A 24,414-nucleotide genomic window follows, 5' to 3' on the forward strand; every position below is an offset into this window, starting at 1 on the left:
CCCGTCCATGAAGACCCGCATCACCTTTGCCGCCCTCGCGCTGGCCGCGGCCATGCCGCTCCTGGTGTCCGGCGTGTTCGCCGCGGACGGGATCGCCCCCGCGAAGGTTCCCTCCGGCCCGCACCCGATCACCCAGGACATCCCCGCCGACCCGATGGCGAAGGAAATCACCGACGATCACAAGCGGGCGCGGAACTACGCCGACCAGCCGCCGCTGATCCCGCACGCGATCCGCGACTATCAGATCGACCTGAACATCAACAAGTGCATGACCTGCCATGACCGCAAGAACACCGAGGGCTCACAGGCCCCGATGATCTCGGTCACCCACTTCCAGGACCGCGACGGCCAGACGCTGGGCGCGGTCAGCCCGCGGCGCTACTTCTGCACCCAGTGCCATGTGCAGCAGACCGACGCCCAGCCGATCGTCGGAAACCGCTTCCGCGACATCGACAGCATTCTGAAGGGCGGAAAGGAAGGCGCCAAATGAAGGGCCTTCTGAGCTTCGCCGGGCGCTTCTGGCGCGTCTTCTCGCGGCCCAGCGTGCATTTCAGCCTGGGGTTCCTGACGCTGGGCGGCTTCCTGGCCGGCGTGATGTTCTGGGGCGGCTTCAACACCGCCCTGGAGGTCACCAACAAGGAGGCCTTCTGCATCTCCTGCCACGAGATGAAGAACAATCCCTACGAGGAGCTGAAGCAGACGATCCACTTCACCAACCGCTCCGGCGTGCGCGCCACCTGCCCGGACTGCCACGTCCCGCACAACTGGACGGACAAGATCGGGCGGAAGATGCAGGCGTCGAAGGAGGTCTGGGGCAAGATCTTCGGCACCATCGACACCCGCGAGAAGTTCCTCGACAAGCGGCTGGAACTCGCCACCCACGAATGGGACCGGCTGAAGTCCAACAACTCCCTGGAGTGCCGCAACTGCCACAGCGCGGAGTCCATGGACATCACCCGCCAGAACCCGCGGGCGGCCAAGATGCACGAAACCTACCTGTTCACCGGCGAGCGCACCTGCATCGACTGCCACAAGGGCATCGCCCACCAGCTTCCCGACATGAAGGGCGTTGAGCCCGGCTGGACCGGCACCGTATCGGCGAAGTGAAGCCTCGGAATCGAGTCTCGACCACCGGCCCCTCCGCCTCACGGCGGAAAGGGGCCGGTGGCGTTTTATTGGTTATCATGCGTGATAATCATTTCGCCTGACCGCCTCCGCTGCGGCTTCGAAGTGGTCGGGCAATGATCGCTGTCATCGTTTTCCAACCATCATATCCAGCAGTTCAACGCGTCAGCGTCGAACAAAAGGGTTCACGCCGACGGCATTTCCAGGTGCCGTCGGTATGACTTGGGCTTTTCTCGCGCGCACCGGCTTCCGGCTCCGCATGCACATTCATGTGCTCGCAAGTCAAATTCCCCATGAGCACCTGACGCCGGGGTTTTTCCTGCAGGGGTATGAAACCTCTAACCTATTGATTTGCCATGTTAATTAGTGCGGCATAACGCCACACCAGCCGCTAGGCATGGACTAAAACACCGCGATAAGTTTAGTGCCTTCCCTTCTTCCATTCATACAGCGTGTCATCTCCCGCTCTCTGCCTTAAAGTTTTAAATGACGATTATTGATTGTTACTATAATCATCATTACCCGACGGCGAGCTAACCCGCAGTTGAACAAAAAGTCGTTCAAAGGTAGGAGAAAGATCGAAGCATTCTCTCTCCAAAGGGGTACTCGATGTCCGAGCTGACTGGCACTTCGGGAAACGACACGCTGACGGGTGGTAACGGCAACGACAGCCTGTCCGGCGGCGCGGGCAACGACAGTCTGGTGGGCGGCGCGGGCAACGACACGCTGGATGGCGGTACCGGTTTCGACACGCTGAGCGGCGGGCCCGGCAACGACACCTTCCTCTTCACCGCCGCGTCCACCGCCTCCGGCGGCAACAACACCCAGATAACCGACCTCGGAGTGGGCGACCGCATCGACCTGTCGGCCCTGAACGCCACCTACGTCGGCACCGGCGCTTTCACCGGAAGCTACGGCAACACGGGGCCGGCGCAGATCCGCCTGAACACGGGTTACAGCACCTCGCTTGTGGTGGACATCGACGGCAACGGCTTGGGCGACCGCTACATCTACATTGACGGTGCTCCGGCCTTGCAGGAGGTCGCCGGTTCGCCGGGCGTGTTCGAGCGGGCGCCGGACCTGACGCTCACCGGCACGGACGCGGCCGAGACGTTGACCGGCGGTGCCGGGGCCGACACCATCAGCGGCGGCGGCGGCAACGACCTGCTGCTCGGTATGGCCGGCAACGACAGCCTGTCCGGCGGCGAGGGCGACGACACGCTGGACGGCGGCACGGGCAACGACACGCTGACCGGCGGGGCCGGCAACGACACCTTCGTGGTTTCCAAGCCGGCCGCCATGAACTACGCCGAAACCCGCATCACCGACGTCGCTCAGGGCGACCGAATCGACCTGACGGCCTGGAACGCCACCTTCATCGGCGAGGAAGCCTTCACCGGGACTTCACAGGCCCATGGCCCGGCGCAGGCGCGCGTGCGCACCGACCTGTCCGACACCACGCTGGAAATCGACAGCAACGGCGACGGCTGGAGCGATCATTCCGTCCGGATCGCCGGTTCGCCCGGATTGCAGCCGGTGGCCGGTTCGCCCAGCCTGTTCGAGAAGGCGCCGGACCAGACGCTCACCGGCACGGCGGCGGGCGAGACGCTGGAGGGCGCCGCCGGGCGCGACACCATCAGCGGCGGCGGCGGGAACGATCTGCTGCGCGGGTTCGGCGGCAACGACAGCCTGTCCGGCGGCGCCGGCGACGACACCTTGGACGGCGGCACCGGGTCCGACACGCTGACCGGCGGGGCGGGCAACGACACCTTCCTCATCACCCCGGCCTCCGCAAACGGCGGGTACCAGAACGCCCAGATCACCGACTTCGCGGTGGGCGACCGCCTCGACCTGAGGCCGTTGGGCGCCACTTACATAGGCACCGGGCCGTTCACCGGGACTTCGATGAACAAGGGGCCGGCGCAGGTCCGTCTCAACGCCACCTACGGCACGCTGCTGGAGGTGGACAGCGACGGCGACGGCTTCGCCAACCGCTCCATCTTCATCAACGGCTCTCCCCAGATTCAGGAGGTCTCGGGCTCGCCCGGCCTGTTCGAACGTGTGCCGGACCTGACGCTCACCGGCACGGACGCGGGCGAGACGCTGGAGGGCGGCGCCGGTGCCGACACCATCAACGGGGGCGGCGGCAACGACCTGCTGCAGGGCCGGGGCGGCAACGACAGCCTGTCCGGCGGTACCGGCGACGACACCTTGGACGGCGGCGCCGGTTCCGACACGCTGACCGGCGGGACGGGCAACGACACCTTCCTGTTCTCCGAAGCGTCCAACTACGGCTATGTCAACATCACCGACTTCGCCCAGGGCGACCGGATCGACCTGACGGCGCTGGGCGCCACCTACATCGGCGAGGGAGCCTTCACCGGCACCTACGGAAACAAGGGGCCGGCGCAGATCCGCCTGCGCTCCGACCCTTACAGCACTGCGCTGGAGATCGACAGCGACGGCGACGGCTTGGTCAACCGCACCGTCTCCTTGAACGGCGGACCCGCCCTTCAGCAGGTGTCGGGAACGCCCGGCCTGTTCGAACGGGTGCCGGACCAGACGATCTCCGGCACGGCGGGGGCCGAGACGCTGATCGGTGGTGCCGGGCGCGACACCATCAACGGCGGGGCCGGCAACGATCTGCTGCACGGCTTCGGCGGCAATGACAGCCTGTCAGGCGGCAATGGCGACGACACGCTGGATGGCGGGGCGGGCGCCGACTCGCTGTTTGGCGGCCTCGGCAACGACACCTTCCGCTTTGCCAGCCTGGCCGACGTCAACGGCGACGTCATCGAGGACTTCGCCCAGGGCGACCGTCTCGACCTGTCCGCCCTCGGCGCCACCTTCATCGGTGACGCGGCCTTCACGGGCACCTCGATGAACCCCGTGCCGATGCAGATCCGCGTCCGCATGTACGGCGGGCAGACGTCGCTGGAAATCGACAGCGACGGCAACGGCTACGCCGACCGCTACCTCTATCTGAACGGCGCGCCCGCGCTGCAGGAGGTGGCCGGTTCGCCCGGCGTCTTCGAGCGCATTCCCGACCAGACGCTGACCGGCACGGCGGGTGCCGAGACGCTGACCGGCGCCGCCGGGCGCGACACCATCAGCGGCGGCGGCGGCAACGACCTGCTCCTCGGCATGTCCGGCAACGACAGCCTGTCCGGCGGAGACGGCGACGACACGCTGGACGGCGGCGCCGGAGCCGACACGCTGACCGGTGGCCTCGGCAACGACGTCTACCGCTTCGCGCTCGCCGACATCGACGGCGACGTCATCACCGACTTCGCTCCCGGCGACCGGTTGGAGATCACCGGGCTGAACGCCGCCTTCATCGGAGAGGCGCCCTTCACCGGCAGCTATTCCAGCAATGGACCGGCGCAGATCCGTGTCCGCATGGACGCCGCGGCGACGGTGCTGGAGATCGATAGCAACGGCGACGGGTCGATCGACCGCAGCCTCAGCTTGTCCGGTGGTCCGGCGTTGCGGCCGGTGGCCGGTTCGCCCGGCCTGTTCGAGCGGATTCCCGACCAGACGCTGACCGGAACGGACGCCGACGACGCGCTGACCGGCGGGGCCGGCCGCGACACCATCAGCGGCGGCAACGGCAACGACCTGCTCCTCGGCATGTCCGGCAACGACAGCCTGTCCGGCGGGTTCGGCGACGACACGCTGGACGGCGGGGCCGGCGGCGACAGCCTGACCGGTGGGGCCGGCAACGACACCTTCCGCTTCTCCAGCCTGACGGACGCCGCCGGGGACATCGTCACCGACTTCGCGAACGGCGACCGCCTCGATCTGACCGGGCTGGGGGCGGTCTTCGTCGGTGACGGTCCCTTCACCGGCACGACCACCAGCAACGGCCCGGCGCAGGTGCGTGTGCGCCTGGACTACAACGCCACCGTCCTGGAGATCGACAGCAACGGCGACGGCTATCAAGACCGCAGCATTTCCCTGACCGGTCAGCACGCGCTGCGGGAGGTGGCCGGCTCGCCCGGCGTGCTGGAGCGTGTTCCCGACCAGACCCTGACGGGCACGGCGGATGCCGACAACCTGTCCGGCGGCGCCGGCATGGACACCATCAGCGGCGGCGCCGGCAACGATCTGCTGCGCGGCCTGGGCGGCAACGACAGCCTGAGTGGCGGTGACGGCGACGACACGCTGGAGGGCGGCGAGGGCAACGACACGCTGACCGGCGGCAACGGCGCGGACACCTTCCGCTTTGCCGCGGCGCCGATCAACAACGGCTACGCCACCTACAGCTCCGACACCATCACCGACTTCGCGGTGGGCGACCGCATCGACCTGACCGGGCTGAGCGCGTCCTTCATCGGCAACGGCGCCTTTACCGGAAGCTACAACAACCGGGGGCCGGCACAGGTGCGCCTGCGCCAGGACTACAGCACCACGCTGGAGATCGACTCCAACGGCGACGGAAGCGCCGACCGCTACATCAATCTGTCCAACGGGGTGGCGCTGGAAGAGTTGGCGGGTTCGCCCGGCATCCTGGTGCGCGTGCCCGACCGGGCGCTGACCGGGACGGCGGGCGACGACGAGCTGAACGGCGCGGCGGGCCGCGACACCCTGTCCGGCGGCACCGGCAACGACACGTTGCGCGGCTTCGCCGGCAACGACAGCCTGTCCGGCGGCGCCGGCGATGATCTGCTGGAGGACGGAAACGGCTACGACACGCTGGTCGGCGGCGCCGGCAACGATACCTTCCGCATCGTCGCCCTGCCCACCGGAACCGGTGTCAACTATTCCCTTTATTCCACAACCCTTATCAACGATTTCGCCCAGGGCGACCGCATCGATCTGACGGCCCTGCACGCCGTGTTCGTGGGTGAGAACGGCTTCCCGGGGAACAGCACCGCGGCGGTCCGCCTCCGCACCGATCTGTCGGGCGGCACGCAGTTGGAGATCGACAGCAACGGCGACGGCATGTCCGACCGCACCGTCTCCCTGTCCGGTGCCCATGCCTTGGAAGAACTGGCGGGCTCGCCGGGCATCCTGGTGCGCGTGCCCGACCGGGCGCTGACCGGCACGGCGGGCAACGACGAGCTGAACGGCGGAGCCGGGCTGGACACCATCACCGGCGGGGCGGGCAACGACCTGCTGCGCGGCATGGGTGGGGCCGACAGCCTGTCCGGCGGCGACGGCGACGACACGCTGGACGGCGGCACCGGGCGCGACATTCTGACCGGCGGGGTGGGCAACGACGTCTTCCGGTTCGACGGGATCGGCGACGTCGGAAACGACGTCATCACCGATTTCGGATCGGGCGACCGCATCGACCTGTCCGAGATGGGCTTCCAGTTCATCGGCGACCGGGCCTTCACCGGCCGCTATCCCAACTTCGGCCCGGCGCAGGTGCGCTACCGGGCGGATGTCGGCGGCACGGTGGTGGAGTTCGACAGCAACGGCGACGGCACCGCCGACCGCTCGTTCACGCTGACCGGCGCCCACGCGCTGGAAGAGCTGGCGGGCTCGCCGGGCGTGCTGGTGCGTGTCGCCGACCAGACCGCCATCGGGACCGAGGGCGCCGACACGCTGACCGGCGGACATGGCTTCGACAGCCTGTGGGGCGGCGGCGGCAACGATCTGCTGAACGGCATGGGAAGCGGCGACGTCCTGGACGGCGGGGCCGGAGACGACACGCTGATCGGCGGCGACGGCGCCGACCTGCTGATCGGCGGCGAGGGTCACGACACCTTCCGCTTCACCGAGGCCAGCCAGCTTGCCGGCGACCGCATCTCCGATTTCGCGGCCGGCGACCGCATCGACCTGTCGGCCCTGAACGTCACCTACATCGGTGAACAGCCCTTCACCGGCAATTCCATGCAGGCAGGGCCGGCGCAGGTTCGCCTGACCACCGTCGGCGACGACACCCAGATCGAATTCGACCTGACCGGCGACGGGATGGTCGATGGCCGGATCGTCCTGTCGGGTGAGCATGCCCTGACCGCCGATCCGAGCGCACCGGGCGTCCTGATCCGGGTGCCGGAGACGGTCCGCACGGGGACCGACGGCAACGACACGCTGGAAGGCGGTGCTGGCCGCGACACGCTGTCCGGCGGAGCCGGCAACGACACGCTGTCCGGTCTGGGCGGCAGCGACAGCCTGGACGGCGGTGCGGGCAACGACCTTCTCCTCGGCGGAACGGGGGCGGACCTGCTGCGCGGTGGTGCGGGCGACGACACGCTGGACGGCGGGGCCGGTGCCGACCAGCTCTTCGGCGGCGAGGGCAACGACACCTTCCGCGCCATCAACCTCAGCGATCTGCAGGGCGACCGCATCGCCGACTTCGCGGACGGCGACCGCATCGACCTGTCGGCCCTGAACCCGGTCTACATCGGCTCGGCGGCGTTCACCTTTTATCCCAATGGAAACGGCCCGATCCAGGTTCGCTCCTACCTCTCCGGCGGCGCGACCCGTGTGGAGGTCTCTTCCAACTACGGTTACAGCAACATTTCCTTCACGCTGGCCGGCGAGCATGATCTCCGGGCCGATCCGAACGCGCCGGGCGTGCTCGTCCGCGTTCCGACCCAGGCGCTGGCCGGCACCGACGGGAACGACAGCCTGACGGGCGGTTCCAGCCGCGACACGTTGTCCGGCGGGGCCGGCAACGACACGCTTGTGGGTCTGGGCGGCAACGACCTGCTCCAGGGCGGCTCTGGCGACGACGTGCTGATCGGCGGCGACGGGGCGGACACGCTGGACGGCGGCACGGGCGACGACCGCTTCGTCTTCGGCTCGGCGTCGGAGCTGAACAACAACCGCATCCTCGACTTCGGCCCCGGCGACCGCCTCGACCTGTCGGCGCTGAACGCGCGCTTCCTTGGGGAGGGCGCGTTCACCGGCAACCCGTCCAATCCGGGCAGCGCCGAACTGCGCGTCTACTACAGCGCGGACACCACGACGGTCGTTCTCGACGCCAACGGCGACGGCGTGGCCGACGCGGGCATGTGGCTCAACGGCGTGGTGCCTCTGGTCGAGCTGGCGGGGGCGCCGGGCGTCCTCATCACCGAGCATGGCAAGGCCCTGACCGGCACGGACGGCGACGACAGCCTGACCGGCGCCTCCGGTCCCGACACGCTGGTCGGCGGGCCGGGCAACGACACGCTGAGCGGCGATTACGGCAACGACCTGATCGTCGGCGGAGCCGGCAACGACACCCTCATCGGCGGCGACGGCATCGACACGCTGGAGGGCGGCGACGGCGACGACACGCTGAACGGCGGTCCCGGCGGCGACCTGATGACCGGCGGCGCCGGGCGGGATTACTTCCGCTTCAACCGGGCCGGCCACATCGACGGCGACCGCATCACCGATTTCGGCCCCAACGACCGCATCGACCTGCGCGACGTGAACGTCACCTTCATCGGTTCCGCGGCCTTCACCGGCAGCGTCGCGCAGCCCGGCCCGGCGCAGGTGAACGCCGTCCTCGTCGGCAGCGGCCCGCTGGCCGAGACCCGGCTGGTCTTCGACATGAACGGCGACGGCATCGGCGAGCGGGTGCTGATCCTGTCCGGCACCCACACGCTGATGGCGCGGCCCGACAACGCGGCCATTCTGATCCGCGTGGACGACCTCGTCCTGACTGGGACGGACGCGGGCGAGACGCTGGAGGGCGGCGCCGGGCGCGACAGCCTGTCCGGCGGGGCCGGCAACGACAGCCTGACCGGCGGCGTGGGCAACGACACGCTGTCCGGCGACGCGGGCGACGACACGCTGGTCGGCGGGGCGGGCACGGACCGTCTGGCCGGTGGTGCCGGCAACGACACCTTCGTCTTCGCCGCGGACGACATCGCGGGCGACCGCATCACCGACTTCACGGACGGCGACCGCATCGACCTGTCGGCGCTGAACGCCGCCTTCATCGGCACCGCGGCCTTCGGCGGCACGGGGAGCGCGCAGATCCGCGTGTCCGCGGTGGGCGAGCCGGGCTTCCGGAACACGCTGCTGCAGATCGACCTCGATGGCGACGGCCAGACCGACCGCAGCATCGAGATCGCGGGCGAGCATGTGCTCCAGGCCGATCCGCAGGCGCCGGGCGTCCTGGTCCGCGCCGCGGGCCAGCGCGTCGAGGGCACCGGCGACGCCGACACGCTGACCGGCGGTGCCGGCGACGACACGCTGACCGGGGGGGCCGGCAACGACAGCCTGACGGGCGGCGCGGGCCGCGACCGTCTGGACGGCGGCGACGGCGACGACACGTTGCTGGGCGGCGACGGGGCCGACACGCTGACCGGCGGTGCCGGCAACGACACCTTCCGCGTGCTGACCACGGGCGACGCGGCGGGCGACCGCATCCAGGACTTCGCGGACGGCGACCGCCTCGACCTGTCGGCGCTGGGCGCCACCTTCATCGGCGGCGGTGCCTTCACCGGTTCCTCCGTCAATCTCGGCCCGGCCCAGATCCGCTTCGCGGTGACCGGCGCGGAGGGCCAGCAGCGCACCCGCGTGGAGATCGACGGCAACGGCGACGGCATCGCGGACTCCGTGATCGAACTGGCCGGCGCCCACGCCCTGCGGGAAGAGGGGACGGGCGTCCTGGTCCGCGTGTCCAACAAGACCCTCACCGGCACGGCCGCCGCCGAGACGCTGACGGGTGGCGAGGGGGCGGACAGCCTGTCCGGCCTGGGCGGCGATGACCGGCTGGAGGGGCTTGGCGGTGACGACCGGCTCGATGGCGGCGACGGCAACGACACGCTGGTCGGCGGCGACGGCAGCGACGGGCTGTCCGGCGGGGCCGGCAATGACAGCCTGACCGGCGGGACCGGCACCGACACGCTGCTGGGCGGCGACGGCGACGATACGCTGGCGGGGTCGGAAGGCCGTGACGAGCTGACCGGCGGAGCCGGCAACGACACCTTCGTCTTTGCCCGCGCCACCGACATCGACGGCGACCTGATCACCGACTTCGCCACCGGCGACCGCATCGACATCTCCGGCCTGTCGGCCAGCTTCCTCGGCACCACCCCGCTGTCCCAGCGCTTCGGCAGCGGTGTGGCGGTGAACTACGTCAACTCCGGAACGGGCGCCTTCGCCACCACCGACCTACAGTTCGATGTGGACGGCGATGGCGTGGCGGACCGTGTCATCCATCTGGCCGGCACCCACGCGCTGGCCGCCGATCCGTCGAACAGCGGCGTTCTGGTCCGCGTGACCGCCATCTCCGCCACCGGCGGTGACGGAGCGGACACGCTGACCGGCGGGGCGGCGTCCGACACGCTGACCGGCGGGGCCGGCAACGACCGGCTGGACGGGCTGGGCGGTGCGGACTTCCTCTCCGGCGGGACCGGCGACGACACGCTGACCGGCGGAGCCGGCGAGGACGTGCTGAGCGGCGGCGAGGGCAACGACAGCTTCCGCTACGCCAGTGCGGCGGAGGCGAACGGCGACCGAATCACCGACTTCGCGGCGGGCGACCGGATCGACCTGTCCGGCATTCCCTTCACCTTCATGGGCAGCGGTCCCTTCACCGGCACGGTGGCCCAGCCGGGCGGCGCGCAGGTCGGCTTCCGCTTCGTCACCTCCGGCGGCGCCACCACCCAGGTGGTGTTCGACACGAACGGCGACGGCGTGGCCGACGCCACCCTGACGCTGGCCGGCTTTCACGAGCTTCAGGAGGCCGAGGGCAGCCCCGGCGTGCTGGTGCGGGCGACCGGCCTGACGCTGACCGGCACCGCGGACGCCGACACGCTGACCGGCGGCGACACGCCGGACCGGCTGAGCGGGCAGGCCGGCGACGACCGGCTGTCCGGCAACGGCGGCAACGACAGCCTGTCCGGCGGCCAGGGCAACGACAGCCTGAGCGGCGGCGACGGGGCGGACCTGCTGTCCGGCGACGCGGGCGACGACACGCTGAACGGCGGGGCCGGTGACGACACGCTGAACGGCGGCGACGGCAACGACCTGTTCCAGGCCAGCGGCGGCACCGACGACATCAACGGCGGCGCCGGCCTGGACGCGGTGGTCTTCACCGACGCGAAGGCGAACTACGACATCGTCAACAACGGCGGGACGATCACCGTCACCCACGCCCGCGGCACCAAGGCGGACGGCGTCGCCCGCATCACCGCGGTGGAGGAGCTGCGCTTCACCGACCAGACGATGGACCTGACGCCGGCCACGGCCATCGGGGCGCGGCTGATCAGCGGCCTGGGCGGCAGCGCCGGCTTCGGCGAGAACGAACTCGACCGCAGCAACGACGGGTCGAGCGCCTTCATCGACGTCCGGTCGGTCTTCGCGGACGGCATCAACGTCTTCGGCAAGGTCCACACCGGCTTCTACATCAACACGAACGGCAGCATCTCCTTCGACGCGCCGCTGTCCGCCGGTCCGTCGGCGGAGGCCCTGTCGGCCTCGGCCCCGGCGATGATCGCGCCCTTCCTGTCCGACGTGGACACGCGGGGCGGCACCGGGGCGGCGACGCCGGGCGGCACCTCGCAGGGCACTAACCGCGTCTATTACGACCTGGACCCGGCCACCGGGACCATCGTCATCACCTGGGACGACGTGGCGGCCAACGGCGGCACGGACGGGGCGCGCAACGCCTTCCAGCTCGTGCTGACCAATGCTTCCGGCGCCACCGGGCGCAAGGCCGGAGACTTCGACGCGGAGTTCCGCTACGAGTCCGTGAACTGGGCGCAGACCGGCGGGAACGCGGTCGCGCGGGCCGGCTACACCGCCGGCAACGGCGACACGTCCGGCCTGTTCATCCTGCCGCAGTCGGGCGGCGAGGCGGGAATGCTCGCCCTCGACACCACGGCGGGCAACACGGGCACCAACGGCCTGTGGCGCTTCCAGATGACCGGCGGCACGGCGTCGAACGTCCTTCCGGCGGTCGTCGCCATCGAGCCGGGCCAGCTTTCGAAGGCGGAAGGCAACAGCGGCACCACCCGCTTCACCTTCACGGTCACCCGCTCCGGCGACACGACCAGCGCGGTGTCGGTCGGCTACACGGTGGCCGGCACGGGCGGCAACCCGGTCGGCGCCGGGGATCTGTCGGGCGGCTTCCTGCCCTATGACGGCACGGTCACCTTCGCGGCGGGCGAGACCAGCAAGACCATTTCGGTGGACGTGCTGGGCGACACCGTGGCCGAGGCGAACGAGACCTTCGCGGTGACGCTGGCCAACCCGGCGGACGGCTCCAACATCAAGCTGGGCAACCGTCAGGCGACCGGCACCGTCCTGAACGACGACAACCAGGCGCCGCCGCTGCCGCCGGGCTTCCGTCCGGGCGCCAACTGGGGCGACCCGCATCTGGTGACCTTCGACGGCTTCTATTACAGCTTCCAGGCGGTCGGCGAGTTCACCTACGTCAACGCAAAGTCGGGCGACGAGCGGATCGTGCAGCTCCGCACCGCGGCTTTGGGCGACGCGGTGTCGATCAACACCGCGGTGGCGACGAAGATCGGCACGGCGCGGGTGTCCATCAACGCGAAGGACTCCGCCCACCCGCTGCGCATCGACGGGGTGGCGACGGACATCTCCGACGCCGCCGGGTCGATGGCCGTGGGCGACGGGCACATCTTCCGGTCCGGCAACGTCTACACCATCGTCTATTCGAACCAGGAGCAGATGATCGTCACGGTCGAGGCCGACCGCATCGACCTTCAGCTCTTCCTGGCGCCGGGCCGCGCGGCGGGGTCGATCGAGGGCCTGATGGGCAACCTCGACGGCAACGCCTCCAACGATCTGGCGCTGGCCGACGGCACGGTCCTGTCCCAGCCGATCGACTATTCGGTGCTGTACGGCAGCTATGCCGACGGCTGGCGGGTGACGCAGCAGACCTCGCTGTTCGACTATGGCCAGGGCGAGACGACGGCGACCTACACCGACCGCAGCTTCCCGCGGCAGGTGTTGTCGGTGGACGCCCTGCCCGCGGCGTTGCGCGAGCGGGCGGAGGCTCTGCTCGACGCCGCCGGCATCACCGATCCGGCGCTGCGGCAGGCGGCCCTGCTCGACGTGGCGCTGACCGGCGACGCCAGCTTCCTGAAGGGAGCCACGCAGGCCGACGCCCCGACGCAGCAGTCCACCACCTCCAACGCGCCCGCTGCCGCCCCGGTCATCACCATCGCGGCCCGCACGGCCACGGTGACGGAGCGCAACAGCGGCAGCACGAGCGTCGTCTTCGACGTGTACCGGACGGGCGACTCCAGCGCCGACCTGGTGCTCGACTTCGCCGTGACGGGCTTCGGCTCGTCGGCGGCGGATGCCGCGGACTTCGGCGGGCAGCTTCCCAGCGGGACGGTGACGCTGGCCGCCGGCCAAACCTCCGCGACGGTCACCGTCGCGGTGGCCGGCGATGCGGTGGCGGAGGCCGACGAGACCTTCGCCGTCACCCTGTCGCAGCAGGCCGGGGCCACCACCCCGGTGGTCATCGCGGCGCCGCGGGCGACGGTGACGATCGAGAACGACGACGGTGCGCTGACCCCCCGCCTGGACATCGCGGCGGCCTCGGCCATCGTGCAGGAGGGGGCGAACGCCAAGGCGACCTTCGTCATCACCCGCAGCGACAATGCCCTCGATCCGGTCAGCGTCACCTACACGGTGGCGGGCAGCGGGCCGAACCCGGCTTCCGCAGCGGATTTCGCGGGCAGCGCCTTCCCGACCGGCACCGTCAGCCTCGCCGCCGGCGAGACGACGAAGACGGTCGAGATCGCCGTCGCGATGGATGCCCTGAACGAAACGGACGAGACCTTCACGGTCACGCTGTCCAGCCCGAACGGCGCCACCCTCGGCACGGCGGTGGCGACGGGCGTCATTAAGAACACGGCTCCGCCGCCGTCCGATCCGCCGTCGCTGTCCATCGCGGCGGAAGCCGGCAGCGCCCTGGAGGGCAACGACGGCACGACGGCGCTGACCTTCCTGGTCTCCCGCACGGGCGACATATCCGGCTCCACCGCCGTGTCCTACGCGGTGGCGGGCAGCGGCGCCTCCTCGGCCAACGCGGCGGACTTCGCCGGGAACACCCTGCCGCAGGGCACGGTCACCTTCGCGGCGGGTCAGCAGACGGCCCGGATCACCGTCAATGTCCAGGGCGACCGGACCGTGGAGTCCGACGAGACCTTTACGGTTACCCTGTCCAACGCCAGCGGCGGCACGATCCAGACCGCCACGGCGACCGGCACCATCCGCAACGACGACGTGGCGTCCGGCGGTAGCAACGCGGGCGGCGGCTCCAAGCCGGTGGGTGACGAGACGGTGAACGGCGTCACGGTCCAGACCCGGACCGGCAGCGCCCCCACGGGCGTCAACGTCGCCTTCGTCGAGACCGGCCTCGCCCAGCCGGTGCCGTCGGGCAGCCGGGATGGCGTGACCGTCGCGCTGATGCAGGATTCGGGCAACGCTCCGCTTCTGCAGGCGAACGTGGCGGCGGGCGCGGGTCTTACCGCCTACGGCCCGCAGTCCACGGTGGAGAGCGGCCAGATGGCCGGTGTCTTCGCCGGTATGCTCGCCGCCCTGCTGCCGGACAGCCGGACCACGGCGATCCGGAACGAGGTTGCCAACTTCGCCGCCGGTGCCGCCGGTGCGATGACGCTGCGCACACTGACCCCGACGGGTTCGGGACCGGTCACCATCACCGGCACCGCCACCGCGGGGGCTCCGCGCGAGGCGCTCATCATCAACATGGGCAGCAACGCCGGTGGTTCGGTCGTTCTCAACCAGGTGGACTTCGCGGTTCTGGTCGGCCAGGGCTCCTTCTCCGGCGGGGAGGGCAACAGCCTGACCATCGGTGACGACAGCGCCCAGACCATCAACCTCGGCCCGGGTGACGACACCACCCGCGGCGGCGGCGGCAACGACGTGGTGGTCAGCACCACCGGGCGCGACCTGCTGGCCGGCGACGCGGGGAACGACACCCTCCACGGCGGCGACGACGACGACACCCTGATGGGGGGCGACGACGACGACGTGGTCGGCGGCGGCAACGGCAACGACCTGCTCAGCGGCGATGCCGGCAACGACTGGCTGATGGGCGAGGACGGCAACGACACGGCCATCGGCGGCGAGGGCAACGACGTTCTGTTCGGCATGAACGGCAACGACCTGCTGACCGGCGACGCGGGCAACGACACCATCGTGGGCGGGGACGGCAAGGACTCCATCCTCGGCGGGGCCGGGGCCGACCTGATCGGGGGCGGTTCGGGCGACGACCTGATCGACGGCGGCGACGGCAACGACGCCCTGGTCGGCGAGGACGGCAACGACACGCTGTTCGGCGGGGCCGGCGACGACGTGCTGTGGGGCTTCGGCGGCGACGATTGGCTGATCGGCGGTGCCGGGAAGGACATCTTCGCCTTCACGCTCGGCGGCGGGAACGACTATGTGTTCGAGTTCAACCCGGACGACGACGTCCTGGGCTTCGCAGTCCCCGGCATCAGCATCGCGGACATCAAGGCGAGCGCCCAGACCGTCGGCAAGAGCACCGTCTTCACCTTGTCCGACAAGAGCACCATCACCGTGGTCGGCCTGACCGGCGTCAGCGACTCCTGGTTCTCGTAAAAAGCCGCGGGCCGGCGGGGGAACAGCCTTCCCCCGCCGGCCCGCGTGCCGTTTCCTCGATCATGAAAAATCAGGACGCGGACAGGATGTCCGTGCCCTTCACGGTGGCCCCGCCCTTCAGGACGAACTGGGTCTCGCCATCGACGCTGCGCACCTCCTTCACCGTGTCGGTCGTCACGGTGGCGGTGGTCAGGGACTTGCCGGCCTTGTCCTTCGCGGTCACGCGCACGAGGTAGGTGCCATCCGCGGCGGTGCCGCCGTCGCTGCGCGTGCCGTCCCAGGAGAAGGTCTGCCGGCCCGTCTTCGGGCTGCCGGGGGCGCTGTAGATCACCTGCCCGGCGTCGTTCACCACCTCGATCTTCACCGACGCGGCGGCCCCGTCGATGGCATAGGCCATCTCCGCCTTGCCCTCCGACAGGCTGATGCGGTCGGACGCGGCTTCCACCTTGCGGCCCAGATAGGCCATGTCCAGCCGCATGCCGCTGTTCTTCAGCGTGTCCAGCACCTGCCCCAGGGTCTGGTTCGTCTGCACGCCCTGTTCGACGGTGGAAAGCTGGGCGAGCTGCGTCATGAACTGGGTGGCGTCCATGGGCGACAGCGGGTCCTGGTTGCGGAGCTGTGCGGTCAGCAGCTTCAGGAACGCCTCGTAATCCACCGTCTGTTTCTTCGCGGCGGGGGAGGGCGTCGCGGTGGCCGTATTTGGGGCCGTGTTGTTGGCCGCTGTCGTGGTCATGGCGGGTCCTTGCGGCTAGATCGAGATGTCGACGAGACCGTCGATGGGACGGGCGGTGCGTTCGGGCGGCAGGGTGGAGGGAGACTCCGCGAGGCGGATGGCCCGTCCGGCGCCGTCCTCCCGTCCGCCCGGTCCGTCGCCTTGGCCGGAGAAGGCGAAGCCGCGCGGCTCGCCGTCGCCGCGCAGCGAGAAGTTCAGGGTACCGCCGTCCAGCTCGAACCCGGCGTCGGACAGGGCGCGCTCCAGATGGTGGATGTCCCGGCGCAGCAGGGCCAGGGTCTCCGGGCTTTCGGCCTGGACATGCAGGGCGACGCGGGCGCCGCTCAGTTCGGCAACGACGCGAACGGGGCCAAGCTCCTCCGGCTTCAGGTCGATGTGGAACTCGCCGCCCCCCGTCTCGACGACGCGCACCAGTTGGTTCGCCACCTGGGCGGCGGGCAGCCGCGCCGCGGCGCTCTCGCCGGGATGCGCCGCGTAGTGGGCCGCCGCATGAACCGCTGGCGGGGCGAGCGTGGAAGGCAATGGCGCGGTCGCCCCGTCCACCGCCGGAGCGGGTGCGGAAAGCGCTTCCAGTCCGGCGGGCGGGTTGCCGCGGCCTTGCCCCTGTCCCGGATTCTGGTGTCCCGGATTTTGGCCGGTGCCACCGTTCGACGCGGCGTTGTTGCCCGCTTGGGCCATCGCCTGCTGAAGCTGCGGCGATGGGGCCTGGGCTGCGTCCGTCCTGGCCTGGGGCGGGGAGTCCGCGGTCTGGAACAGCGGAGCGGCATCCGGTTTGGCGCCGGAGGCCGTGGATGGGATGGGCGGAGCAGCGGGCGCACCGTTCGTGCTCGTGCCGTCCGGCGCTGACCCATCGGACGCAGCATCGAACGGCATGGCGGCGGGTTCTGCGGGGAGGGGCGCGACCGGCTGCGGCGGGGCTGGTTGGGCTGCAGCCTGCGCTGGTGGCTGAGATGCCGCGATGGGAGGCGTTGCTGGCAGTCCACCGGACGGAAGCGCCTCAAGCACCATGCCGGTTTCCGCGGTGCCGGGTGCCGTCGCCGGTGGTGGCGCGGGTGGCGGGGCGGTCAACAGCGGCAAGAGCGCCGCCAGAGCGGCGTCGGCACCGGCCGGCGCGCCGCCGGTCCGGGTGGTGGAATCGGGCTGCCCGGTGGTCTCGTCCTCCGCACCCGCGTCATCCATCAGGTCCGCGAAGGGCGTGCCGGACGCTCCATCCTCCCCTGGCGCGCCGGGAGACGGCGCCGCGCTCTCCGTGGAGCGGACGGGGCGGGGCGGCGGGGCGGCGAGGGCGTCGGGAAGGCTGGGCATGGTGTCTCTTTGTCTGGCAGCCGCGACCGGGTTCAGTTCGTCGGCGTCTGCGTCAGGCGGACGGGAAGCGGGGCGGGCGGCGGCGGGCGGTCGCCGGGCAGGGCGCGCCGTTGCAGGACGAGGCGGGTGACCTCGCGCGCCTTGCTGTCCTCCAGCTCCGCGATGATGGGGGCGGAGCGGCGCTCGGCCATGCGGTCCAGCACGTCGATGATGATGTCGGTTTCCAGGTCGTTGAAGATGCGCGCGGCGTCGCGCGGCTTCATCGTCTCGTAGATCGTCACCATGCGCTTCAGGTCCTCCGCCTGGAGGGTGGAGCGCTGCTGCATCAGCGCCTCCACGTCGCGTTTGATGGCGCTCAACCGCTGAATTTGGGCGGTGGCGCGGGTTTCGGCGGCGGCCAGCACCGCTTCCGCCTCGCCGAGATGGCGGGTGCGTGCGGTCACGTCGGCCTTCTGCTCCGCGATGGCCGCGCGCAGGGCTGGGTCGGTGCAGCTTGTCGCCGGGAGGGCGGCGTCCGCGGGCGGCGTCGTGGCGGGCAGCGCGGACAGGACAGGCGCCGGTTCGGGCACTGCCTCGGGCGTTCCGTTCTTCAGGTCCTTGGCCCAGGGGCGCTCATGCTTGCCGAATTCGCGGTCGAATTGCTGGGCGACCACGGGCAGCCCCTCCATCAGCGAGCCGAGCTTGAGCGGCAGCACCATCAGGATTGCCACCAGCGTGATGGGAAGTACGCGCAGCATGGCTCAGCGCTCCGGTCCGATGGCCCGCAGCCGGGCGTAGAAGGCGTTGGCCGCCTGCTGCCGGGCGCCGCCGGCCTCCGCGTCGGGCGTCTCCTCCTCCGCCGCGCGGATGGCGGCGGCGGCCAGGGCGGCGACGCGCATCGGGCGGAAGCCGTCCTCGTCCTCGACCATGGGGGTGTCCGCTTCCGGGACGGACGGCGCGACCGGCGCAGGTTCGGCAACCGCCGGGGACGGCGGGGCCGGGCGGGGCCGCGGGCGCGGGACAGGGCCATCCTCCAGCCGGCGGACCAGGGCGCGGGCTTCCTGCACGGACGCCTCGATGCGCTTGGAGGCGCGTTCGCAGGAGCCGAGCACCAGCGCCGCCTCCTCCGTCACGCCCTTGGCGCGGTCCAGCCCGTCGGACAGCTTGGCGGACGCCTCCGTCGCCGCGGCGACCAGCCGCTGCACCGAGGCTTCCGTCTCGTCGATGGTCTTGGAAAAAGTGCCGATCAGCGCGCCGATCTCGGCCTGGCTGGAGCGCATCACCTTCAGCCGCTTGTTGACGATCACCAGGAACACCGTGGCGGTGACGAGCATGACCGCCAGCGCGGCGTCAATGAGGAATGAGACCATCGATCAGCTCCTGCTTGGTCTCCAGGTCGGTGTCGATCTTGACGGAGATGTTGCCGTTGCGCTGGCCCATGTGGCCGGCGAAGAGGGGGGTGGTCTTGCTTTGCAGCACCACCGGCGCGTCGGGGTCGATGCGCAGCTTCAGCGAGGTGCCCTTTTCCCAGTTCAGGACCTCGCCCAGCGACACCTGCGTCTGCTGGAGCACGGCGACGAGATCCAGCTTGGCGCGCATCAGCTCGGCCTTCAGGTGGCTTTCCCACACCGTGTCGTGGCCGAACTTCTCGCCCATGAAGGTCTGCACCAGCTTGCCGCGCACCGGCTCCAGCGTGGCGTAGGGGATGACCACCTCGGCATGGCCGGTGCGGCGTTCCACCTCCACCGCGATGCGCACGCGGATCACCGCGTTGGTGGCGCGGGTGATGGTGGCGAATTGCGGGTTCGTTTCCAGCCGGTCGAAGGTGAAGTCGATGGGCGTGATCGGGTCGAAGGACTGGCTGAGGTCCTGGAGGATGACCCGGATGAGCCGTTCGGTGATCTTGCGCTCGATGGAGGTGTAGCTGCGCCCGTCGATGCGCCGGGCGCGGCTGCGCCGCCCGCCCAGGAGCACGTCCATCATGCAGTAGATCAGCGCGCTGTCCACCGACACGACGATGTGGTTGTCCCACTGCTCCGCCCGCGCGACGCCGACCAGGGCCGGAAGCTCGATGGTGTCGAGGAACTCGTTGTAGCGCAGCCAGTCGATGCGCAGCAGGCTGGCCTCCACGCTGGTGGACGAGAACTGGCGCAGCGACGTGTTCAGCAGCCGGACCATGCGGTCGAAGACCACGTCCAGCATCGGCAGCCGGTCCTTGTTGACCGTCGTCGTGCTGACCAGCCGTTCGATGGCGCGGGTCTGTCCGGCGGATTCCGTCTGCGGCCCGACGGCGAAGTTCAGAAGGCGGTCGATCTCCTCCTGGCTCAGCTCCTTGGTGTCGGCCATCAGGGCGGCGGCTTCGGACTCACCGGCGCCGGCGTCCAGGCCCCAGTCCAGATCGTCCCCGCCGCCGCCGCTTTCGCCGCCGCCGTCCGTGTCGATGGCCGTGTCGATGGGAGTGCTCATCCGTTCCTCTGGGTCGGCTATTGGGTGAGAAGGCTGCGCAGCAGGACGTCGGACACCGTGTCCGGGCCGAGGATCAGGTTGAAGCGGCGGCGCAGTTCCCCGCGCAGCCGCAGCAGACCGGCGGAGCCGCGCAGGTCGTGCTGATCGATGTTGCGCAGGAACTCCTGCTGGGCGTTGACGAGGTGGGGCATCGCCTGCTCCACCCGTCCGCGGTCCCCGGGCGCCAGCGCCAGCGTCACCCCGATCTTCATGAAGCGCGACGGCGTGTCCGGGCGCAGGTTCACCAGCAACTCCGGCATGTCGAGCGTCGCCTGGGCCGGTTCGGCGATGGGCGTGCCCTCGAACAGCCGCGCCACCCCGTCCGGCCCGACGGCCATCCAGTAGCCGCCGAACCCCGCCGCCGCGACGCCGCACAGGGCCGCCGCACCCAGCGCCAGCCGGGCCAGCGGCAGCACGATGACGTACATCCGCTGCCGGCCCGGCGTTCCCGTCCTTGCCTTTCCAGCATCTGTATTCATCGCGTCCGGCGCCTCCAAAATACCGAAAATTTGAGATACCGTTTTAAACGATCAAGTTTTAGCGACTTCCTTCCGGTTCATCTTCGCGGCTTTTACTCCGCTTAAAAGTCATCCGGGTAGGTTGTGAAGGCTCACGGGGTGAACATTACGGTCCCCGCTTTTCGGAAACTTTAAAGGTGCGGGTGTCGTGACGGGACTGATCGACAATCTGCGGACGCTTGGGCGCACGCGCCTTCTGGTGCTGGCCGGCACGGGCGTCGGCATCGTCCTGGCGGTCGCCACCATGGCGGTTCTGCTGTCGCGGCCGCACATGACGCCGCTCTACACCGGGCTGGAACCGGCGGAGGCCGGGCGGATCGTCAAGGCGGTGGAGGCCATGGGCGTGCCCGTGTCCGCCGCCTTCGACGGCACCGCCGTCCAGGTGCCGGAGGCCGAGGTGCCGCGGCTGCGCATGCTGTTGGCCGAACAGGGCCTGCCGTCGCGCGGCGGCATCGGCTACGAGCTGTTCGACACCAACAAGCCGCTGGGCATCACCAGCTTCATGCAGCGGATGAACCGGCTGCGCGCCATGGAAGGCGAACTGGCCCGCACCATCGAGACGCTGTCCGGCATCGAGGCGGCGCGGGTCCACATCGTGCTGCCCGACCGCGAGGAGTTCTCGCGCGCCGCCCCCACCCCGACCGCCTCCATCCTGGTGCGCATGCGGGGCCGGGCGCCGCTGGAGCGGCGGCAGGCGCTGTCCATCCGCCACCTTGTTTCCGCCGCCGTTCCCAACCTGAAGCCGAGCGCCGTCACCGTGCTCGACGCCTCCGGCGAAGTGCTGCTGACCGAGGAGGATGGCGACGTCCGGTCGTCCGCGAAGGTGGACGGGCTGCGCGCCGGTCACGAGACGCGCATCTCCCGCGCCATCGAACAGATGCTGGTGGCACGGCTGGGGCAGGGCAATGTTCGCGTTCAGGTTGCTGTCGATGTCGAAACCAAGCGCGAGGTCGTGCGCAGCCAGAGCTTCGATCCGAACAGCCAGGTCGTCCGCTCCACCCAGACGGTGCAGGAGCAGGACCGCAGCCTGGACAGCACGGGCGAACCGCCGGTCACCGCCGAACAGAACCTGCCGCAGCGCGAGGTGCGCGCCCAGACCCAGAACAACCGCTCCTCCACCGACTCCAAACGCCAGGAGGAGACGGTCAATTACGAGATCTCCAACGTCGCCCGCGAAACCGTGATCGAGCCGGGCGACATCCGCCGCGTCAGCGTCGCGGTGCTGGTCAACGGCACCTGGGTGACGGCGCAGGACGGTACCCGCAGCTACGAGGCCCGCGCGCCCGAGGAGTTGCAGCGCATCACCGAACTGGTGCGTTCCGCCATGGGCTATGACGAGGCGCGCGGCGACCGGGTGACCGTGGACAACCTGGAGTTCGTCAATCTCGCCCCCGATCTGGGCGCCCGCGAGCCGATGGCGGAGATCGTCGACACGCTCAGCCGCAACGTGATGACGCTGATCCAGTGGGTGATCCTGCTGGTGCTCTGCGGGCTGCTGATCGTGCTGGGTCTGCGCCCGCTGATCCGCCGCGTCTTCCCGGCGCCGGAACCGACAGCGGCGGAAACGCCGGCCCCGGCGCTGGCCGCGGGGGCGGCCATGCCGCAGCTCACCGGTCCGGCCATGGGCGGCGATTCCGCCATGCAGACGGCCCAGCTCACCGACGCGGGCGAACCGGTGACGGCGGCCCTGCCGGGCATCGAGGAGACGATGGACCAGCTCATCGAACTGCGCACGGTGGAAGGCCGGGTGCGCGCCTCCTCCATCCGCCGGCTGGGCGACATCGTGGACCAGTACCCGGATGAGGCGATCGACATCCTGCGCTCCTGGCTCTACGAGGAGGCGGTCTGATGGGCTACCCGCGCTACCGCTTCGACCAGCGCTTCGACAGCACCGCCCAGGCTGCAGCGGAAGCGGCGGCGGAGTTCGGCGCCGCGGTGCCGGACCCGGACCCGGTCGATCCGTTGGATGAACTCGTTCACTCCGAACGCCATCTCCAGGCCGCCGTCTACGGCGCCGAAGTCCGCGCCTTCGCTGAAGGGGTGGAGCAGGGCCGGCGCGAGGGGGTGGCGGAGGCCGCGGCCCGCACCGACGCCGCGCTGGCCCAGGCGCTCTCCCGCCTCGACGAACGGCTCACCGGTCTGGACGAGCGCTTCGCCGACGCCCTGCGCGGGGTGGAGGCGCAGGGATCGGCGGTGATGCTGGCGCTCGTCCGCCGTCTCGCCCCGGCGCTGCTGGAGCGGATCGGGGCGGCGGAAACCGAACGGCTCGCCGCGGACGCGCTGCGGCTGGCCGGCGGGTCGCCGCGTCTGCGGCTGCGCGTCCACCCCGATCTGGCCGAACCGGTCCGCGCGCGGCTGGCCGATCCCGAAGCCTCCGGTTTCAAAGGCTCGCTGGAGGTCGTTGCCGACCAGTCCCAGCCACCGGGCGGGATCGACGCCGCCTGGGAAGCCGGCGGCCTCCGCTACGACCCCGCGGCGGTGGAGCGCGCCGTCGGCGGTCTGTGCGACCGCGCGCTGGCCGCCCTGTCCACCGAACATGACCTTCTCACCGACACGGAAAGCACCGCATCATGGCCCCACTGAACCTCGACGTTCTGGAAGACGACGCCAAGCCCGCCGAGAAGGACGCTGCCGGAATTCCCACCGCGGCACCGGCTGGCGGCCTCTCTGCCGGATCGATGAACGCCATCTACAACGTCCCGGTGGACGTGCAGGTCGTGCTGGGTCGCACCAGCATGCTGGTGGCGCAACTCCTGAAGCTCGGGCGCGGCGCCGTGGTCGAGCTGGAGCGCAAGGTGGACGAGCCGGTGGAGGTTTTGGTGAACCACCGTCTGGTCGCCCGCGGCGAGGTGGTGATCGTCGAGGACCAGCGGCTGGGCGTTACGCTGACCGAGATCGTGCGCACCGATCTGGCGATCGATTGACCTCCATCCACCGGGCTCCCATCATGATCCGACGCCTGCTTCCGCCCGCCCTCGCCCTTGCGTTCGCCGTGCTGCTTCCCGCGGCGGCCTGGGCGCAGTCGGGCGGGCTGGACCTGTCCTCCATCGGCAGCGCGCTCGGCAGCGCCACGGGGGAGAGCGGGTCGCTGTCCGGGCGCGTCATCCAGGGCATCGTGCTTCTGACGGTGCTCAGCGTGGCGCCGGGGCTGCTGGTCATGGCGACCTCCTTCACCCGGATCATCGTCGTGCTGTCGCTCCTGCGCTCCGCGCTGGGGCTTCAGCAGTCGCCGCCGAACATGGTGCTGATCAGCCTCGCCATGTTCCTGACCTTCCACATCATGGGGCCGGTCTTCGACGCGGCGTGGCAGGACGGGCTGCGTCCCATGCTGAACGAGCAGGTGACCGAGGAGCAGGGGCTGGAGCGGATGGTGGAGCCCTTCCGCAACTTCATGGCCTCCCAGGTGCGGGACAAGGACCTGTCGGCCTTCGCCGGATTTTCCGGCAAGCCGGAGTCCGAGCAGCCGATGACAGCGGCCACCGCCGACCTGCGCATCCTGGTCCCGGCCTTCCTGCTGTCGGAGCTGCGCCGCGCCTTCGAGATCGGGTTCCTGATCTTCCTGCCCTTCCTGGTGATCGACATGGTGGTGGCGGCGGTTCTGATGGCGATGGGCATGATGATGCTGCCGCCGGTGATGATCGCGCTGCCCTTCAAGATCATCTTCTTCGTGCTGACCGACGGCTGGTTCCTGATCGCCAACAGCCTGATCCGCTCCTATGGGGGAGTCTGATG

13 protein-coding genes are annotated in these 24,414 nt (G+C 70.1%); 7 read left to right on the forward strand and 6 right to left on the reverse strand.

The annotated features are described in order from the left end of the window. Positions 1 to 7 precede the first annotated feature (7 nt). The 3 genes from DS843_RS18310 to DS843_RS31805 all read left to right on the forward strand — a co-directional run bounded on the left by DS843_RS18310 (position 8) and on the right by DS843_RS31805 (position 15,642). Positions 8 to 490, forward strand: coding sequence for a nitrate reductase cytochrome c-type subunit (locus DS843_RS18310; RefSeq protein WP_149470295.1), 483 nt, complete (start codon positions 8 to 10; stop codon positions 488 to 490). Beyond that, positions 487 to 1,107, forward strand: a complete 621-nt coding sequence (locus DS843_RS18315; protein ID WP_149470296.1) for a NapC/NirT family cytochrome c — start codon at positions 487 to 489, stop codon at positions 1,105 to 1,107. Before DS843_RS18310 ends, DS843_RS18315 begins: the two co-directional genes overlap by 4 nt. A gap of 627 nt (positions 1,108 to 1,734) precedes the next feature. Continuing rightward, entirely contained in the window at positions 1,735 to 15,642 is a 13,908-nt protein-coding gene (locus DS843_RS31805; RefSeq protein WP_286192172.1) for a Calx-beta domain-containing protein, read from the forward strand. Positions 15,643 to 15,712: 70 nt separating this feature from the next. Here the strand turns inward: DS843_RS31805 and DS843_RS18370 are convergent, their stop codons facing one another. Genes DS843_RS18370 through DS843_RS18395 form a run of 6 tightly spaced genes read right to left on the reverse strand, consistent with a single transcriptional unit; the run spans position 15,713 to position 20,643 of the window. Beyond that, positions 15,713 to 16,375, reverse strand: coding sequence for a flagellar hook assembly protein FlgD (locus DS843_RS18370; protein ID WP_149470297.1), 663 nt, complete (start codon positions 16,373 to 16,375; stop codon positions 15,713 to 15,715). A 15-nt stretch (positions 16,376 to 16,390) separates the two neighbouring features. Further along, entirely contained in the window at positions 16,391 to 17,680 is a 1,290-nt protein-coding gene (locus DS843_RS18375) for a flagellar hook-length control protein FliK (RefSeq protein ID WP_149470298.1), read from the reverse strand. A 32-nt stretch (positions 17,681 to 17,712) separates the two neighbouring features. Beyond that, complete coding sequence (locus DS843_RS18380; RefSeq protein ID WP_149470299.1) at positions 17,713 to 18,417, reverse strand: MotE family protein; 705 nt, start codon at positions 18,415 to 18,417, stop codon at positions 17,713 to 17,715. A 3-nt stretch (positions 18,418 to 18,420) separates the two neighbouring features. Further along, positions 18,421 to 19,029: a DUF6468 domain-containing protein gene (locus tag DS843_RS18385; RefSeq protein ID WP_149470300.1), complete on the reverse strand. Its 609-nt coding sequence runs from the start codon at positions 19,027 to 19,029 to the stop codon at positions 18,421 to 18,423. Next, positions 19,010 to 20,125 (reverse strand): flagellar motor switch protein FliM, encoded by a 1,116-nt coding sequence (gene fliM / locus DS843_RS18390; RefSeq protein WP_149470301.1) that lies wholly within the window; start codon positions 20,123 to 20,125, stop codon positions 19,010 to 19,012. The genes DS843_RS18385 and fliM overlap by 20 nt, the downstream gene beginning before the upstream one ends. A 17-nt stretch (positions 20,126 to 20,142) precedes the next feature. Beyond that, positions 20,143 to 20,643, reverse strand: a complete 501-nt coding sequence (locus tag DS843_RS18395; protein WP_149470302.1) for a flagellar basal body-associated FliL family protein — start codon at positions 20,641 to 20,643, stop codon at positions 20,143 to 20,145. A gap of 187 nt (positions 20,644 to 20,830) precedes the next feature. On the opposite strand from DS843_RS18395, the gene fliF reads away from it, so the two are divergent. From fliF to fliP, 4 genes are read left to right on the forward strand one after another with little or no spacing between them, the layout of a single operon-like run. Continuing rightward, positions 20,831 to 22,531, forward strand: a complete 1,701-nt coding sequence (gene fliF, locus DS843_RS18400) for a flagellar basal-body MS-ring/collar protein FliF (protein WP_149470303.1) — start codon at positions 20,831 to 20,833, stop codon at positions 22,529 to 22,531. Then, a complete protein-coding gene (locus DS843_RS18405) occupies positions 22,531 to 23,265 on the forward strand; it encodes a FliH/SctL family protein (protein ID WP_149470304.1) in 735 nt (244 codons plus the stop codon). Before fliF ends, DS843_RS18405 begins: the two co-directional genes overlap by 1 nt. Continuing rightward, complete coding sequence (fliN, locus tag DS843_RS18410) at positions 23,253 to 23,606, forward strand: flagellar motor switch protein FliN (RefSeq protein ID WP_149470305.1); 354 nt, start codon at positions 23,253 to 23,255, stop codon at positions 23,604 to 23,606. Before DS843_RS18405 ends, fliN begins: the two co-directional genes overlap by 13 nt. Before the next feature lie 23 nt (positions 23,607 to 23,629). Beyond that, positions 23,630 to 24,412: a flagellar type III secretion system pore protein FliP gene (fliP, locus tag DS843_RS18415; protein ID WP_208852273.1), complete on the forward strand. Its 783-nt coding sequence runs from the start codon at positions 23,630 to 23,632 to the stop codon at positions 24,410 to 24,412. The last annotated feature ends 2 nt before the right edge of the window (positions 24,413 to 24,414 follow it).

This window comes from Roseomonas genomospecies 6 (assembly GCF_008365375.1).
In the GTDB taxonomy this organism is placed as follows: Bacteria; Pseudomonadota; Alphaproteobacteria; order Azospirillales; family Azospirillaceae; genus Azospirillum.

Excerpts from the sequence above, each read along its gene's own strand:
- DS843_RS18380 (WP_149470299.1), bottom strand. The coding sequence starts at position 18,417 with ATGCTGCGCGTACTTCCCATCACGCTGGTGGCAATCCTGATGGTGCTG.
- fliM (WP_149470301.1), bottom strand. The coding sequence starts at position 20,125 with ATGAGCACTCCCATCGACACGGCCATCGACACGGACGGCGGCGGCGAA.
- DS843_RS18405 (WP_149470304.1), top strand. The coding sequence starts at position 22,531 with ATGGGCTACCCGCGCTACCGCTTCGACCAGCGCTTCGACAGCACCGCC.
- fliP (WP_208852273.1), top strand. The coding sequence starts at position 23,630 with ATGATCCGACGCCTGCTTCCGCCCGCCCTCGCCCTTGCGTTCGCCGTG.
- DS843_RS18310 (WP_149470295.1), top strand. The coding sequence starts at position 8 with ATGAAGACCCGCATCACCTTTGCCGCCCTCGCGCTGGCCGCGGCCATG.
- DS843_RS18385 (WP_149470300.1), bottom strand. The coding sequence starts at position 19,029 with ATGGTCTCATTCCTCATTGACGCCGCGCTGGCGGTCATGCTCGTCACC.
- DS843_RS18315 (WP_149470296.1), top strand. The coding sequence starts at position 487 with ATGAAGGGCCTTCTGAGCTTCGCCGGGCGCTTCTGGCGCGTCTTCTCG.
- DS843_RS31805 (WP_286192172.1), top strand. The coding sequence starts at position 1,735 with ATGTCCGAGCTGACTGGCACTTCGGGAAACGACACGCTGACGGGTGGT.
- DS843_RS18370 (WP_149470297.1), bottom strand. The coding sequence starts at position 16,375 with ATGACCACGACAGCGGCCAACAACACGGCCCCAAATACGGCCACCGCG.
- DS843_RS18375 (WP_149470298.1), bottom strand. The coding sequence starts at position 17,680 with ATGCCCAGCCTTCCCGACGCCCTCGCCGCCCCGCCGCCCCGCCCCGTC.
- fliN (WP_149470305.1), top strand. The coding sequence starts at position 23,253 with ATGGCCCCACTGAACCTCGACGTTCTGGAAGACGACGCCAAGCCCGCC.
- DS843_RS18395 (WP_149470302.1), bottom strand. The coding sequence starts at position 20,643 with ATGAATACAGATGCTGGAAAGGCAAGGACGGGAACGCCGGGCCGGCAG.